General features: G+C 61.0%; 9 protein-coding genes. 2 read left to right on the forward strand and 7 right to left on the reverse strand.

Features of this window, described 5'->3' with window-relative positions; genetic code table 11:
* Position 1: 1 nt before the first annotated feature.
* Positions 2 to 1,786 (reverse strand): aspartate--tRNA ligase, encoded by a 1,785-nt coding sequence (aspS, locus tag LY631_RS05075; protein ID WP_274424047.1) that lies wholly within the window; start codon positions 1,784 to 1,786, stop codon positions 2 to 4.
* Positions 1,787 to 1,948: 162 nt separating this feature from the next.
* Here aspS and rnd point away from each other — a divergent pair, with 162 nt between their 5' ends.
* On the forward strand, positions 1,949 to 3,127 hold the full coding sequence (rnd, locus tag LY631_RS05080; RefSeq protein ID WP_274424048.1) for a ribonuclease D: 1,179 nt from the start codon (positions 1,949 to 1,951) through the stop codon (positions 3,125 to 3,127).
* Here the strand turns inward: rnd and ppx are convergent, their stop codons facing one another.
* Both ppx and LY631_RS05090 read right to left on the reverse strand, forming a co-directional pair.
* Positions 3,128 to 4,645, reverse strand: coding sequence for an exopolyphosphatase (ppx, locus tag LY631_RS05085; RefSeq protein WP_274424049.1), 1,518 nt, complete (start codon positions 4,643 to 4,645; stop codon positions 3,128 to 3,130).
* A 6-nt stretch (positions 4,646 to 4,651) separates the two neighbouring features.
* On the reverse strand, positions 4,652 to 6,859 hold the full coding sequence (locus tag LY631_RS05090; RefSeq protein ID WP_274424050.1) for an RNA degradosome polyphosphate kinase: 2,208 nt from the start codon (positions 6,857 to 6,859) through the stop codon (positions 4,652 to 4,654).
* Between the two features lie 253 nt (positions 6,860 to 7,112).
* Between LY631_RS05090 and LY631_RS05095 the strand changes: the two genes are divergently transcribed.
* Positions 7,113 to 7,439 (forward strand): DUF2934 domain-containing protein, encoded by a 327-nt coding sequence (locus LY631_RS05095; protein WP_274424051.1) that lies wholly within the window; start codon positions 7,113 to 7,115, stop codon positions 7,437 to 7,439.
* Between the two features lie 53 nt (positions 7,440 to 7,492).
* Here LY631_RS05095 and treY read toward each other — a convergent pair whose 3' ends face one another.
* Genes treY through glgX form a run of 4 tightly spaced genes read right to left on the reverse strand, consistent with a single transcriptional unit; the run spans position 7,493 to position 15,742 of the window.
* Entirely contained in the window at positions 7,493 to 10,045 is a 2,553-nt protein-coding gene (gene treY / locus LY631_RS05100; RefSeq protein ID WP_274424052.1) for a malto-oligosyltrehalose synthase, read from the reverse strand.
* Positions 10,042 to 11,856: a 4-alpha-glucanotransferase gene (malQ, locus tag LY631_RS05105; protein ID WP_274424053.1), complete on the reverse strand. Its 1,815-nt coding sequence runs from the start codon at positions 11,854 to 11,856 to the stop codon at positions 10,042 to 10,044. Before malQ ends, treY begins: the two co-directional genes overlap by 4 nt.
* Positions 11,853 to 13,670, reverse strand: a complete 1,818-nt coding sequence (gene treZ / locus LY631_RS05110) for a malto-oligosyltrehalose trehalohydrolase (RefSeq protein WP_274424054.1) — start codon at positions 13,668 to 13,670, stop codon at positions 11,853 to 11,855. Before treZ ends, malQ begins: the two co-directional genes overlap by 4 nt.
* On the reverse strand, positions 13,667 to 15,742 hold the full coding sequence (glgX, locus tag LY631_RS05115) for a glycogen debranching protein GlgX (RefSeq protein ID WP_274424055.1): 2,076 nt from the start codon (positions 15,740 to 15,742) through the stop codon (positions 13,667 to 13,669). The genes treZ and glgX overlap by 4 nt, the downstream gene beginning before the upstream one ends.
* Positions 15,743 to 15,744: the final 2 nt, after the last annotated feature.

Below are 15,744 nucleotides of genomic sequence, written 5' to 3' on the forward strand. Positions count from 1 at the left end.
GTTACTCTTTCTTCGGAGCAAGCCGCAGGTGCAACTCGCGAAGCTGCTGCGGCGTCGCTTCCGAAGGCGCACCCATGAGCAGGTCCTGTGCCTGCTGGTTCATCGGGAACATCGTGATTTCGCGAAGGTTTTTCGCGCCCGCCAGCAACATGATGATCCGGTCGATACCGGCCGCCATTCCACCATGCGGCGGCGCTCCGTACTGAAACGCGCGATAAAGCCCGCCGAAGCGCTCCTCCACCGTCTGCCTGTCGAAACCAACGATCTCAAATGCCTTCACCATGACCTCAGGCAAATGATTGCGAATACCGCCGGAGGCGATCTCAAAGCCGTTGCACACCAGGTCGTATTGGAACGCCTTGATGGAAAGCGGGTCCTCACCTTCAAGCGCGGCTATCCCGCCTTGCGGCATGGTGAAAGGGTTATGGCCGAAGTCGACGCGCTTTTCATCCTCATTCCATTCGTAGAACGGGAAATCGACAATCCACGCAAGCTCGAAGCGATCGCGGTCGAGGAGGTTCAGCTCTTCGCCGACACGCGTGCGCGCCGCACCGGCGAACGGAACGAACTTCTTCGGATCACCGGCAACGAAAAAACAGGCGTCGCCGTCCTGGAGCCCCAACTGCTGGCGGATGGCCTCGGTTCGTTCGGGACCGATGTTCTTCGCCAGCGGTCCAGCGCCTTCCAGCGCCTCCCCCTCTTTGCGCCAAAAGATATAACCAAGCCCCGGCTGACCTTCACCCTGCGCCCAGGAGTTCATGCGATCACAGAAAGCGCGCGAACCGCCCGTCGGGGCTGGTATGCCCCAGACCTCGGCTTGATTGTCGTTCGCCAGAATATTGGCAAACACCTTGAAACCCGAATCGCGGAAGTGGTCGGAGACCTCCTCCATAATGATTGGGTTGCGCAGGTCGGGTTTATCCGTACCGTATTTGCGCATCGCTTCGTCATAGGGGATACGCGGGAATTCACGCGTAACCGGCTTACCGTCGGCAAACGCCTCGAAAACCTGCCGCATCACGGGCTCCATTGTCTGGAAGACGTCCTCCTGCTCGATAAAGCTCATCTCGAGATCGAGCTGGTAAAACTCGCCCGGAAGGCGGTCGGCGCGTGGGTCCTCGTCGCGGAAACATGGCGCGATCTGAAAGTACCGGTCGAAGCCGGAAACCATAATGAGTTGCTTATAGATCTGCGGCGCCTGCGGCAGCGCATAAAATTTCCCCTCGTGCAGACGCGACGGAACGAGGAAGTCGCGCGCACCCTCCGGAGAGGAGGCTGTTAGAATGGGCGTGGAAAATTCCGAAAATCCCGCCTCGTTCATCCGCTCACGCATGTCTGCAATGACCTTGGTGCGCGTGACGATATTTCGATGAAGAGTTTCGCGGCGCAAGTCGAGAAACCGATATTTAAGACGGATATCTTCAGGATAGTCGGGCTCGCCGAAAACAGGGAGCGGCAATTCCTGGGCCTGCGACAGTATCTCGATCTCGCCGGCGAATACCTCGATTGTACCCGTCGGCAGGTTCGGATTGACAGTTTCTTCCGTACGGGCCTTCACCTCACCATCGACTCGGATAACCCATTCCCCACGGACTTTCTCAGCGGTGCTGAAGGAAGGCGAATCCGGATCGGCGACGATTTGCGTGACACCGTAATGGTCACGCAGATCGATAAAGAGCAGTCCGCCATGGTCGCGCACACGGTGGACCCAGCCCGAAATGCGGACGGTCTCACCGACGTGGGATGATCTCAATTCTGCGCAGGTGTGGCTGCGATAACGATGCATACGATGTTTCCGTATCCAGAAAGGTGACGGGATTGGGCACCAGCGCCCATGTTCAAAACCGGCGCGAAAAGCGCATGGGCGTCCGGTTTTGTCAAGGCGGTGTAAGGGCAATACGCGCCAAGCCCATTGCACCCATTGGCATATTTTCGTTAAAGAAGAGACATGGAACTCATAACCACCCGCCGCGAGCTCGAAGAAGCGATCGCCGCTCTCGAACAATCCGATTTCATAACGATCGACACCGAATTCATTCGGGAAACAACCTTTTGGCCGGAGCTTTGCCTCGTTCAGATGGCAGCACCCGGCATTACTGCGTTGGTGGATCCTTTAGCCAAGGGTATGGATCTTACGCCTTTGTTCCGCCTCATGGCTAACGAGAATGTGACAAAGGTTTTCCACGCGGCGAGACAGGATATCGAGATTATTTTTCACCGCGGCGGGCTGATCCCCCATCCGGTCTTCGACACGCAAGTGGCCGCAATGGTTTGCGGTTTCGGTGATAGCGTCTCTTATGACCAACTCGTCTACCGGACGACGGGCAAACACATCGACAAGACATCGCGCTTCACCGACTGGCGCCGCCGACCGCTCTCGGAGAAGCAGCTTCACTATGCTCTGGCAGACGTCACCCACCTTATCGAAGTCTACGAATTTTTGAAGACCGAGTTGGAGCGCGAGGGAAGAGCAAGCTGGCTGACGGAAGAAATGAACGTCCTGACGGCGCAGGAGACGTACGACCCCCATCCGGACGATGCATGGAAACGATTGAAACTGCGCGTACGCAAGCCGATCGAGCTCGCGGTTCTGCAGAACGTGGCCGCCTGGCGTGAGCGCCAGGCCCGAGAACGCAACGTCCCGCGCGGACGCGTTCTGAAGGACGATGCGATTTACGAAATCGCCCAACAGCAACCCCGCGACAACGAGGCGCTAGGCCGCCTGCGCAGCATCGGCAAGGGCTGGGAGCGCTCCGCATCCGCTGACGGACTGGTCGAAGCCGTCGAAGCCGCATTCTCCATTCCCAAGGACAAACTGCCGCGCCTGCCGAAGGCTCAACACCCGCCGGAAGGCGCGGCGGCTGCAGCTGATCTGATGAAGGTCCTACTCAAGCTTGTGGCCGAAAAACATAGTGTCGCTCCAAAGATGCTCGCTTCGTCGGATGATATTGACAAGCTCGCTGCGGATGGCGAGAACGCAAAAATCCGGGCGCTTTCGGGGTGGCGCCGCGAGATATTCGGAGAAGAGGCGCTTAAGCTATTACGGGGTGAAACCGCGCTGCGCTTCGCCAACCGCCGGATTGAAACTTTCTCTCCAGAGGCAGCATTGGCGAACGCCGCGGAGTAGCTACTTACCGACTTCCAGCGCGAGGTTCATGCCCGTCACCTTGGCCAGTTGCGCCAACCGCCCCTGCGGACGCTCCCCCATGAGAGATGCATGCGAGGGCGGGATGACGAGTGCAAATGAACCGTCCGGCCGCTTCTCCCATTTCAACAGCGGGATCACGCCCGGCATCGATGCCGAAAACAGGTATGCAACGCGCATCAACCCACCCAGCAGTCGAGCCCGCTCGACATAGCGCGGCGTGGCGAGATCACGCATTTTCGGTGACAGAGCCTCCTCATAAAGTCCCTCGTGACGGAACAGGATGGAAAGGGCGATGAAAGCCCGCCCCGGATGATCGATCCCGCTGAACGAACCATGCGCAATAATATTCAGCGACTGAGTACCCCGATAATCCGGATGGGCACGCCAGCCGATATCGGCAAGCAAGCAGGCGGCATAGCGATAGCGCGCCTCGTCTTCTGTTTCCTCGAAGCCGAGCGCCTCCAAAGCCTTACCGGTCCACTCCGCAAGCTCGCGCGCGTGCGTAACAGAGCGTGAACGAAGCAAGGCCAATTCCTCAGCGGCCGAGATTAGCGGATCGGCATCCCAGGCCTGTTCCGGCAACAGCGAATAGAGAAATCCTTCCCGCACGCCAGTGGCAGAAAAGATAATCTGTGAAGGATTCGCCGCATGGATGATCTCGCGCAAGACTGCCGCGCCATAGGGCAACAGCGCGCGGCGATTCTTCGACACGCGCTTGATACCCCGTATGTCGGCGGGGGCGCTACCCATAACCTGCTCGAGAAACGGGAGCGCTTCCTCCTGACCGAGCGCGTAATGATGCATGACTTCCAGCGGGTAGCCTGTTTGGATCATGTACAATCGGGCAAGATTTCTCCAGGTGCCCCCCACGCAATAAAAAGGTCTGCCCTCCCCCAATTTTAGCCAATCAGCTCGTGCGATCTCGTCTCGGATGACCTCTTCCGCGACGTCAAGAGAATTCTTTGCAATATCTTGCAGCCGCAGACCGCCGAGTGGGAGGGTAATACCATGCTCCATGGCCTCGCCATGCAAATCCACCAGCTCCAAGCTGCCGCCGCCGAAATCCCCCACCAGGCCGTCTGCTTTGTAAAAGCCGGAGACAATGCCCAGAGCGGCATAGTATGCTTCTTGCCGTCCTGACAGAACCTGGATTTCCGTTCCAAGAATGTCCTCGGCCCGGCGAATGAAGTCCGGTCCGTTGGTCGCTTCGCGTGCCGCCGCGGTTGCTAGCACATGCAGCGATTGCGCACCCGCTTGCTCTGAGAGCGCTCGAAAGCGACGAAATTCCTCCACCGCACGGCTGACACCGTGGGGGTCGAGTTCACCGGTCAGCACCATGCCCCGGCCAAGACCGGCCAGCATCTTCTCGTTGAACAAAATCGTTGGAGACCGTGCGATACCTTCATAGATCACCAGCCGAATCGAGTTCGAGCCGATGTCGATTACTGAAACGGGCCGCCGGTCCTGCAAACGGCCCTGCGAGGCTTCGACGCTCACGACGAATCAGCCGGCCGCAAGCGCTTTCTTGCGCCGTTTGAATGCAGCAATCCGCTTCGGCGCATGGGATTTCAACGCATCACCGCGACCCGAAAGGCTTGGATTAGTCATGAAATATTCCTGAGCGTTGAAGGCTTCTTCTCCCTCTGCCGGCACGATACGCCGCGAGCTACCGTCAGGCAATACTTCGAAACTCTGCTGGTTGTCCATGATATTTCCCAGCATGATCTGCCCGAGCACCTGCTCATGCACCGTGGGATTGGTGAGCGGCACCATGGTTTCGACGCGGCGGTCCAGATTGCGCGGCATTATATCGGCCGACGAGATGTAGATGATCGCTTCATCCGACGGGAGCCCGTGCCCGTTACCGAAGCAGTAGATCCGGCTGTGCTCCAGAAAGCGGCCAATGATGGATTTGACCCGGATGTTCTCCGAAAGACCCGGAACTTGCGGCCTCAGACAGGATATACCACGAACGACCAGGTCGATCTCCACGCCGGCTCGACCGGCTTCATAAAGTGCGTCGATCACTTCCGGATCAACCAGCGCGTTCATCTTCATCCAGATTTGCGCCGGTCGCCCGGCCTTAGCGTTTTCAGCCTCGGCGCGAATATGCTGGAGCAACCGATTGCGCAGAATGAAGGGAGAAACAGCGAGCTTCATGTCTACGTCCGGTTCTGCATAACCGGTGATGAAATTGAAAACCTTCGCCACATCATGCGCAATGACCGGATCAACGGTAAAGTACGACAGATCGGTGTAGATACGCGCGGTAATGGGATGATAATTACCAGTCCCCAGGTGCACATAGTTGCGCAACCGGCCATCCTCACGCCGAACCACGAGCGACATCTTGGCGTGTGTTTTCAACTCGATAAACCCGAAGACGACCTGCACGCCAGCACGTTCAAGATCCCGCGCCCAACGGATATTCGCCTCCTCGTCGAACCGTGCCTTGAGTTCTACAAGCGCCGTCACTGATTTTCCCGCCTCCGACGCCTCTATCAATGCGCGCACGATCGGGCTGTCGTTGGACGTACGATAGAGCGTCTGCTTGATCGCGACGACATCAGGGTCCTGCGAGGCCTGCCGCAGAAACTGTACCACCACGTCGAAGCTCTCATACGGGTGATGAACGATAATGTCCTTTTCGCGGATAGCGGCGAAACAGTCTCCCCCGTGGTCCCGGATACGCTCTGGAAACCGCGGGTTGTAGGAAGTGAATTTCAGGTCATCGCGCGGCAACTTCACGAGTTCAGATACGTGATTGAGGGCCAGCGGCCCCTCAAGAACGCTAATACGCGACTCTTGCACACTCAGTTGGGATGCAACGAAATCGCGCAGATCCTCCGGCATCGAGCTCTCGAACTCGATGCGGATCACGGACCCGCGTCGCCGCCGCTTGAGCGCCGACTCGAAAAGGCGCACCAGATCTTCGGCTTCTTCCTCAACTTCGATATCGCTGTCGCGGATGATCCGGAAGGTGCCTGAGCCCGTAACCTTGTAACCGGGAAAAAGCTTGCTGATGAACATTTCGACAATGTCTTCAAGAGCGATAAATCGCACGCACTTTGGTCGTTTCGGTAACGCTACGAAACGCGGCAGCGTGACAGGCAGACGCAGAAGCGCCGTCATCGTCTCGGCCTTCGACAGGTGCTGAAGGGCCAGCGCTATGGAAAACCCGAGGTTCGGAATGAACGGAAAGGGGTGGGCTGGATCGATCGAAAGCGGAGTGAGGACCGGATAGATTTCCTCCAGAAAATGGTTCTCCACCCATTTACGATCGTCGCGACTCAGCGCATCGGGCTTCACCAATTCAATCCCTTGCTTCTTGAGAAGCTCGAGCAGATGCGTAAGACTTTCATGCTGTTCAACCTGAAGCCGGCTTACCTCGCGAAGCACTTGCTCAAGCTGCTGACTAGGTGTGCGACCGTCGGCACTACGCGTGGCAATGCCCTCGCGGACCTGCCCAGCCAGACCGGCCACGCGCACCATGAAAAACTCGTCCAGGTTGTCAGCAGAGATTGACAGGAAACGCAGTCGCTCTAGGAGCGGATGATTCTCGTTCTGGGACTCATCAAGTACACGGCGATTGAACTGGAGCCATGAAAACTCGCGGTTGATGAAACGGTCCGGACTTGACCGTGCCACTTCGGCAACCGCTCCAGCCTCGTGGGTCGGAAATTCGCTTTTGGTCGGTTTCAGTTCATTCATGACCTGCTTGTCCTTACTGCTCGAAATCGCGGGTGGCTGGCCCTGATCCGATCGCCAGTGGTGACAGGGTATTACGACAGTTTCATATCATTAGCGTGCGTCAACCGTTTGTCTAACTTTGTCAGCGCCGCTTTTCCATAATAGGCGGGATTTGGCGCCGAAATACCGCTCTGGGAAGAACCCTCATCATTGTTGCTCATCGGCCGGAACATTGTAGCCCGCCTCGTGTTTAAGCGAAGATGGAGGGACCGCCATGTCTTCGGATCGGGAAGAGAAAATCCGCCGTCGCGCCTACGAACTCTGGGAGGCCGAGGGCCATCCGGAAGGCCGGCATCACGAACATTGGGAACGCGCAGCACGCGAGATCGAGGTGGAAGAAGGCGGAAACGCCGATGACGCCGAGATACCGGAGATGCCGGAAGACTTCCCAGAGTCAGGCAGCAGCTCGGGGGTATCCAGCGGATCCGCCGACCCCGGCGCAACAAAACCAGGCGCAAGTCCTGCCTCGACCGAGGGCAGCACCGGCAGCACAAAGCGCCGCAACACCGGCGCGGCGAAGCGACCGAAAAAGCCGACCTAATCGGAGTAAGACACAGCAAGACTGCGTTGACCGGTTGCCAAAGCTGCATCAGTCTATTGGGACTTGAGCACGGCAACCGGCAGTTCTGCCCAAAGGGTGGAGAGCGCAGCCTCACCTCCGTCGACCGTTTTTTCCGATAATGTCTTGTAGCCTCCGGCGTGTGTGGGAAGAGGGAGCTGCGTCCGCGCGAAGGCGCTGCTGATCCAGGATTTTTTCGCGGACTTGCAGTGCCTGAGCACCAGCCGGGGAACCGCGACAACCACGCGTTTTCCCTCAAGGACACGCGCGAAGGCGATCACGTGCTGCGCCTTGTCGCCACTCACCTGCAGCGGCTCGTAGCCGCCGTCGGCGAACAATTCCGCGTTTTCCTTACGCAAGCGAAGCAGCTTTTGAAGGAGCCAGAGCTTCGTCACACCCTCGCGCCAGCGCTCCATCGCCTCGCCGGCCGACAAGCCATGCACTTCCTTTAGAAGTCCTTGCCGGAGCGCGAAGTCGACCGGCCTGCGGTTGTCGGGATCGACCATGCTGAAATCCATCAGCTCGCATCCCTGGTAGATGTCCGGCACACCCGGCAACGTGAGCTTGAGCGCCAGTTGCGAAAGGCTGTTGATGAGACCCGCGGGCTCCAGGGCGGTGATCGTCGCTTGAATATCTTTTAGCAGGGTTCGGCTTTCGGGCGCGAAGAGGTGCCGCACATAGGCCTCCACCGCCGCCTCGAAAGGCTCGTTGGGATCGGTCCAGCTTGTGCGCTGCTTTGCCTCGCGTAGCGCCTTGGTCATGAAAGCGGCAAGCCGATCGCACAGCGCCTGCAGCCCCGCTTCATCCTGCGTTGACAGATCAGCGGACCAGGCGCCGGCGAGCGCCTGGTAAAGAAGCCATTCCGTACCCGGGTCCGGTGCGGGCCCGTCCGGGAGTGCCCGGCGAAACCCGGATGCGGCATCGTGCCAGCGCGACACGGCTGAGGCCCATTCCGACGGCATTTCGCTCAAGGCGGCAAGGCGTGCGCGCGCATCCTCGCCGCGTTTTGTGTCATGGGTGGCCGTGGCGGAGAGACCATGCGGCGCTTCCGCCGCCCGCGCCTGCATGGCCGCATGAAAGGCGTCCGGCTCCATCCCGAACTCATCCGGCTCCGCGCCAACCTCATTCAAGGCGATCAGCCGGTTGTAGCGGTAGAAGACCGTATCCTCCATGGCCTTAGCCATGAGCGGACCGGTCGTCTGCTGGAAACGGGTGATGAAGGTGGCGCGGGCGTCCGTATCCGCCGGTGCAAGCAGCAATGAGGCGACGAAGGAGACCACCCGGTCGTCCTCCACGGCGCGGCCGTGCTCAACCTGGGCAACGGCCCCTTCGATGAGTTTGCGATCCTCGTTCGAGGCGCCGCCGCGGTCGACATAGGTGCGGTAGACGGGCAAGGCCGCGGCCAGCTCGACAATAGCCATCCTCAGCGCGTCGGGGCCGAAATCGCGCGTGGCGAGATCATCCGCCGCGACAGTTGTGGCAAGGCGCACGAGTGCCGAAAGTTCGCCCGCGAGATTGACGGTCAGGATGCGCCGCTTGACCTCGAGTACCTGGCGGGTGAAGTCAACATCGTCACTGGTGAACCCGCTCCAGCCTCGCGTCATCTCCTCGCGCCCGCCCGGATCAACCTGAGACGCAGTAACGAAGCGAGCGAATTCATAACCCGTCGTGCCGGAACAGGCCCAGTCGCTGCGCAGCCGCTCCCCCGGTCCCAGGATCTTCTCCACCAGCACGCAATCGAGCCCAGAGGCCTGTTTAAGGTCGGCAAGATAGGCTTTCGGATCGGCCAGACCGTCAATGTGATCGATCCGCAGCCCGTCCACCACGCCCTCGCTTACGAGCCGGAGCGGCAGTGCGTGGACATCGGCGAAGATCGCCGGATCCTCGACCCGCACGCCGACGAGGTCAGCAATCTCGAAAAAGCGTCGATAGGTCAGCGCCTCGCGCGCCAGCCGCCAATAAGCGAGCCGCCAGACCTGCGCCTCGTGCAGGCGGTGCAGGCGGTCCTTATCCGCGTTGATTTCAGGCAGCGCTTCCGAAAGGTCACCTTCACCCGCTTGCGCCACGCGGGAAAGGGACCCGGGCGCAAGCGGCAGCGAGAGGTCATAATAGCCGAAGACAGGCTCTCCGGTTTCCTGAGCGATCCGTACCTCCAGCTTGCCCTCGGCAATTGCGTCGCCGTAGGGCTCACCGAGCACCGGCAGAAGCAGCTTTGGCGCCTCCCAGTCTATGTCGAAGTGCCGCGCGTATGCGCTGTCGCGGCCATGTTTCAGCACATCGCGCCACCACGGATTGGTGGTGGAGACGGCCATGTGGTTGGGCACGATGTCGAGGATGAGCCCGAGGCCGTTCTCCTTCAGCGCCTCGGCGAGACGCGCAAAACCCTCTTCGCCACCGAGCGCGGGATCGAACGCCTGGTGGTCGGCCACATCATAGCCATGAGTCGAGCCCGGCGCGGCGGTAAAGATCGGCGACGCGTAAAGATGACTGATGCCGAGCTCGGCCAGATAGGGGACGATTTCGGCCGCGCGCTCGAAGGTCATGCCCTCTCGGAACTGCAGCCGGTAGGTTGCGCGGGGGATGCTCATGGGGTTCGCGGCCTTTCTTCCGCGATGGCGCGAAGCACGGCGCGCGGCACCGGCGCTTCCTCGATCTCCTCCAGGGATACAGGAAGCTTCCGACGCCAATTGGGATGCTCGTCAACCGTGCCGGGCACATTCGGCTGGTCGGCAAGGCCCAGAAGATCCTCCATCTGCGCGACGACCAGCCGCGCCTGAGTGCTCGCGACGAGCTGATGGATGCCGGCCGCCACCGTCTCGTCGAACTCGTCCCGGGCTATGATGCCCCTGGCGCGGAGCAAGTCCTTGGCCTGCTTTTTCTCCGACCCGCGATTTTCGCGCTCCTTCCGCGCGACCGCCCGGTCGATAAGCCCAATCTGTTCGCGTGTCTCAATGTCGCTGCCAGTCCACCAGCCGGCAAGCGTGGGTGTGTCGTGGCTGCCCACGCAGGCGAGCACGGAGCGTGGCCATTTCTCCGGCGGAATGAAGCCGTCCTCATCGCGCTCGAAGTAGAAAACACGATAACCAAGCAGGCTGGCGCGATCCATGGCCGCGCGGAAACCCTTCGGCACCACCCCCAGATCCTCGCCGATGATGATCGCGCCGGCGCGCTGCGAGACCTTTGCCAATACGCGCACCATGCCCTCCATCGGGTAGAGCACATAGGCGCCCTCGCCTGGCGGAAAACCGTCCGGGATCCAGAAGAGCCGATAAAGGCTCATAGCGTGATCGATGCGGAGCGCGCCGGCGTGGCGCAGGATCGTTTCATAGGAGCGCTGAAGGGGTTCGAAATCACGCTCGGCGATTTCCGCCGGCGAGAGCGGCGCTAAACCCCAGCTCTGGCCGTCCGGATTGAACATGTCGGGCGGCGCGCCGATCTCGGCGCCCACGACCGTCAACGTCGGGTCGCTCCAGGTCGCCGCGCCATCAGGTGCTGTGCCGACCGCAAGGTCGAGATAGAGGCCGATACGCATTCCCGCTTTCCGCAGCCGAGCAGCCGCGTCGCCGAGTTGCCGGTCCGCGATCCACTGGAGCCAGACCATGAAATCGGTCTCGTCGGCGTGCTCGCGGGCGAAGCGCTCGACGGCCTCGCTGGCGGGATCCCGGTACTCAGCGGGCCAGGAGCGCCAGCCGGCCCCAAAGCCGCGATCCGCCATCTCCCGGCTGATCGCCTCGAAAAGGGCAAACCGCCGGAGTGCTGCGCCGCCCTCGTCGCGAAAAGCGGCAAAGCCTTCGTTTGCGACGGCTCCTGTGCGCTGGTAGATCCGGCGAAGGGCGGCCAGCTTCTGGCGGGTCACTGCACCGTAGTCGACGAGTTCGCCCTCATGCAGGGCGGAAAACGCCGCCTCGTCGTTATCCTGCCGGGGCTCGAAACCGTCCACCCGGTCAACAGCGATATAGAGCGGATTCAGAAAATTGCGGTCGCTCGGCGAAAAGGGGCTCACCCTCTCCGGGTCGGCCAGAAAAAGCGCGTGCAGCGGATTAACGCCCAGAAAATCAGCCCCCCTCCGCGCCGCCATCTCGCCCAGCCGGGCGAGATCCTCGAAATCGCCAATGCCCCAGTTCCTGCCTGAGCGGAGGCCGTAGAGTTGGCAGGTAATGCCCCAGGCCCTACCCCTCCTCAGAAATTCCGGGATGAAGCACGCTGTATTCTTCGGTGCCTTGGGCGTGGGGGGGCATCGTCTGGGTGGCGGGGGCGGGTTACCCTCCCCCTCACCGCCCAGAATTTGCAGAAGCGCCCTGACCGCCTCCTCGGAGGCTTGCGCCGTCGTGCCGTCGAGCGCGCGGTAGGTGCGCACGATGCCATGGGCGGCGGCCAGTCGGTCGAGGCTATCCGTCATTGCCCGGCTCCCGATGCGAAAATGACGCCGCGCCGTGGAAGCCGCCCTTCCTGAAGCGCGGCAAGAAGACCGTCACGGCTTTCATAGACCAGTTCCAGACCGTCGGTTTGCTCGTCGATTGCGGCTTCATCCGTTCCGAAGTTTGCGACCAGGAGAAGCCGGCGGCGATCGGTCGTCCAGCGCACGAGGAACGCTCCCTGGCTCAGCCGTTGCGCCTGACCTTGCATCGATCGCATATTCGGCAGAAGCGGCACGACATAGCTCCGGCGCGCCTCGAGGAGTCGGCGGAAGAGCGCCAGCCGCAGTCGGCCCGCCTCGGTCTTGGCGCGGTCCCAATCGAGAGCGGAGGCCTCGAAGGTGGACAGCGCATTCGGATCGGGAATGCGCTGGGCATTTTCCTCACCGAAGTGGCCGAAGGAGGCGAACTCACGGCGCCTCCCCTCACGCACCGCCTTGGCCAGCTCGCCATGAAAGTCAGTAAAGAAGAGGAACGGGTTCGTCTCGCCGTATTCCTCGCCCATGAAAACCAACGGAATCTGCGGGTTGAGCAGGAGGACGGCGGTCAGCAGCGCGACGGTTTCCTCGTCCGCCAAGCTGGTAAGCCGTTCGCCGAAGGCGCGGTTGCCGATCTGGTCGTGGTTTTGCAGGAAATCGACAAAAGCGACGGGCGGCTGACCTGTACTGGGCTCGCCGCGCGGCTGGCCTTCACGGGGCGCGTAGGGCTCGCCCTGATAGCAGAAGCCCTCTGCCAGGGCGCGCGCCAGATGCCCGACCGCGTCATCGGCAAAGCCCGCATAATAGCCGGCATCCTCGCCCGTCGCGATGCAATGTGCGGCGTGATGGAAATCGTCGTTCCATTCGGCTGTAAAGAGCTTTGGACGGTTTTCCTCATCATATGGATGAAGACCAACGATATTGCGCTCATCTTCTGTCATCAGATGGATTTCGCGATCGCCGAACTGTTCGCGGACCCGCTGCGCCATTTCCTCGAGGATCGGTGTTTCGCTCCGATCCTTGATCTGGTCAACCGCGTCGAAGCGCAGGCCATCGAAGCGGAATTCCTCGAGCCAGTAGATCGGGTTGTCGAGGAAGAAATCGCGTACCGCGGGCTCCTCGAAGCGGATCGCCGCCCCCCAGGGCGTCTGGCGTTCGGCGTCGAAGAAGTCGGGCGCATAGGCACCCAGATAATTTCCGTCCGGGCCGAAATGGTTGTAGACCACGTCGAGGATCATCATCAGCCCGCGCTCATGGGCGGCGTCGACAAGATATTTCAGCCCTACGACGCCGCCATAGGCGGAATGCGGGCAATAGGGCAAGACGCCGTCATAGCCCCAGCCCCGCGCCCCGGAGAACTCCGCGACGGGCATTATCTCGATCGCGGTGAAGCCGGTCTCGGCCAGGTGATCGAGCTTGTGGCGAATACCTTCGAAGCCGCCCAGTGGCGCGAAAGTGCCTGGGTGGAGTTCATAGACTACCGCCTCGTGCCAGGGCCGCCCCTTCCAACCCGGCACCTTCCAGTCATGATCGGAGCCGACCAGCAGGCTTGGCCCGTGCACACCGGAAGCCTGCGCACGGGACGCGGGATCCGGCACCGCCATGCCGTCGGGCAGGATGAACTGATACTCCGTTCCCTCGGCCAGACCATCGGCATGAAGCTCGAACCAGCCATCGGCGCGGCTCTCCATCTGCCGCTCCTCCGATTGCCCGATCTTCAGCCGGAGCTGGTCGAGCGCAGGTGCCCAGAGGCGGAAGACCGCGGAGCCCTCAGGGCTGAGCTTAGCTCCCCAACGGTATTCGAACTGCTCAAGCGTCATCGTCCGCGTCCTTCCAGAATGACCATGGAACGATCGGCCAGTTGAATGCTGCCCGGCGTGCGAATGGCATCCCATACCGGCCACTGGCCGGTTTCAGTGCGCATGATCACCTGCCATCCCGGCACTCCCAGTTCGCGCGGAAGCTGGAATTCCATCGGCTCGGGAGAGCTGTTCAAAAGGATGAGCAGGCATGACCGGCGCTCGTCGCAATGCATCAGGCCGAGGCTCTTCAGCCCTGGATCCTGCCAGTCCTCGTCACTCATCTGTTCGCCGGACGCTTTCAGCCACGTCACGTCGAGAAATCCGCCATCGACCGGCCGACCGTGCAGAAAATGTTTCCGGCGCAGATGCGGGCTCGACCGGCGGTATGCGATCATTCGCCGGACGAATTGAAAGAACGCCTCGTCCTCCGGGTCATGGTCTGCCCAGGGCAGCCAGTTCATTTCATTATCCTGACAATAGGCGTTGTTGTTGCCATACTGCGTGCGACCCACCTCGTCACCCATTAGAAGCATCGGTGTTCCCTGGGAGAGGAGAAGCGTCGCGATGGCATTGCGGCGCATCTTTGCCCTGAGGGCCAGAATGTCCCGATTGTCGGTGGGACCCTCTTCGCCGCAGTTCCAGCTCCTGTTGTCGCCATGGCCGTCGCGGTTTTCTTCCTGGTTGGCCTCGTTGTGGCGTTCGTTGTAGGCGTAGAGGTCGGCGAGCGTGAAGCCGTCATGGGCGGTCACGAAATTGACGCTCGCCCATGGCTTGCGCCCGCGCCGGTCGAACATGGCCGCCGATCCGAGCAGCCCGCTCGACAGGTCAGGCGCGATATGATCATCGCCGCGCCAGAAGGAGCGGATCCAGTCACGGTAAGCTCCATTCCACTCCGCCCAACCGGGAGGAAAATTCCCTAGCTGGTACCCGTCGGGCCCGAGGTCCCAAGGTTCCGCAATCAGCTTTACCCGCGAGAGCACCGGATCCTGGCGCACCGTGTCGAAAAAGACCGAGGTCGGTTCGAAGTTGTCCCGTTCCCGGCCGAGCGCGGTCGCCAGATCGAAACGGAAGCCGTCGACATGGCACTCCTCCACCCAGTAACGCAGTGAATCCATGACCATCTGCAGCACACGAGGATGCTTCAGGTTCAATGTATTGCCGCAGCCGGTCGTATCGTAATAGTAGCGGGGAGCGTCTCCCAGGATGTAGTAGCTTGCGTTGTCGAGACCGCGGAAGGAAAGGGTCGGCCCCATCTGATTGCCTTCCGCGGTATGGTTATAGACCACGTCGAGGATCACCTCGATCCCGGCTTCGTGCAGCTTACGCACCATGCGCTTGAACTCGTGCACGCCGCCACCCGGTGAGGTGTAGCGGGGCGCGGTGGCAAAAAAGCCGATCGTGTTGTAACCCCAGTAGTTTGAGAGGCGTTTTTCGACGAGATAACGATCGTCGAAAAAGGCCTGGACCGGCATGAGCTCCACGGCGGTGACGCCGAGCTTGACCAAGTGATCGATGACGCGCGAGTCTGCCAGCCCCCCGAACGTGCCGCGAAGCTGCTCCGGCACTTTCGGATAAAGGGCGGTCATGCCCTTTACATGGGCCTCGTAGATCACCGAATCGCCCCAGGACGTCTGCGGGCGCACATCGTCCCCCCAGGTGGTGGCGGTGTCGGTGACGACGCACTTCGGCATGACAAAGGCGGAGTCGCGCCGGTCCATCGACAAGTCCTGGCGCGTTGACCCGACGCGATAACCAAAGCAGGCGTCGTGCCACCGCAACTCCCCGGAAAGCAGCTTCGCATAGGGATCGATTAACAGCTTGTTCGGATTAAAGCGGTGCCCCCTGCCCGGGTCATAGGGTCCGTGGGCGCGCAGGCCATAAACCTGGCCTGGCCGCAAATCGGGGAAATAGCCGTGCCAGACCTCATGCGTATATTCCGGCAGGGCGACGCGCTGGAGCTCACGCTTCCCCTTGGTATCGAAAAGGCAAAGCTCGATCTTCTCCGCATTGGCCGAGAAGACGGCGACGTTCACCCCCGAGCCGTCCCAGGTGGCGCCGAGGGGATATGGAAGGCCATTGCGGACACGCACAC

This window comes from Chelativorans sp. YIM 93263 (assembly GCF_028767125.1).
In the GTDB taxonomy this organism is placed as follows: domain Bacteria; phylum Pseudomonadota; class Alphaproteobacteria; order Rhizobiales; family Rhizobiaceae; genus Chelativorans.

Bases quoted from the DNA above. Each gene is read 5' to 3' on its own strand.
- aspS (WP_274424047.1), bottom strand. From the start codon at position 1,786: ATGCATCGTTATCGCAGCCACACCTGCGCAGAATTGAGATCATCCCAC.
- rnd (WP_274424048.1), top strand. From the start codon at position 1,949: ATGGAACTCATAACCACCCGCCGCGAGCTCGAAGAAGCGATCGCCGCT.
- LY631_RS05090 (WP_274424050.1), bottom strand. From the start codon at position 6,859: ATGAATGAACTGAAACCGACCAAAAGCGAATTTCCGACCCACGAGGCT.
- LY631_RS05095 (WP_274424051.1), top strand. From the start codon at position 7,113: ATGTCTTCGGATCGGGAAGAGAAAATCCGCCGTCGCGCCTACGAACTC.
- treY (WP_274424052.1), bottom strand. From the start codon at position 10,045: ATGAGCATCCCCCGCGCAACCTACCGGCTGCAGTTCCGAGAGGGCATG.
- malQ (WP_274424053.1), bottom strand. From the start codon at position 11,856: ATGACGGATAGCCTCGACCGACTGGCCGCCGCCCATGGCATCGTGCGC.
- treZ (WP_274424054.1), bottom strand. From the start codon at position 13,670: ATGACGCTTGAGCAGTTCGAATACCGTTGGGGAGCTAAGCTCAGCCCT.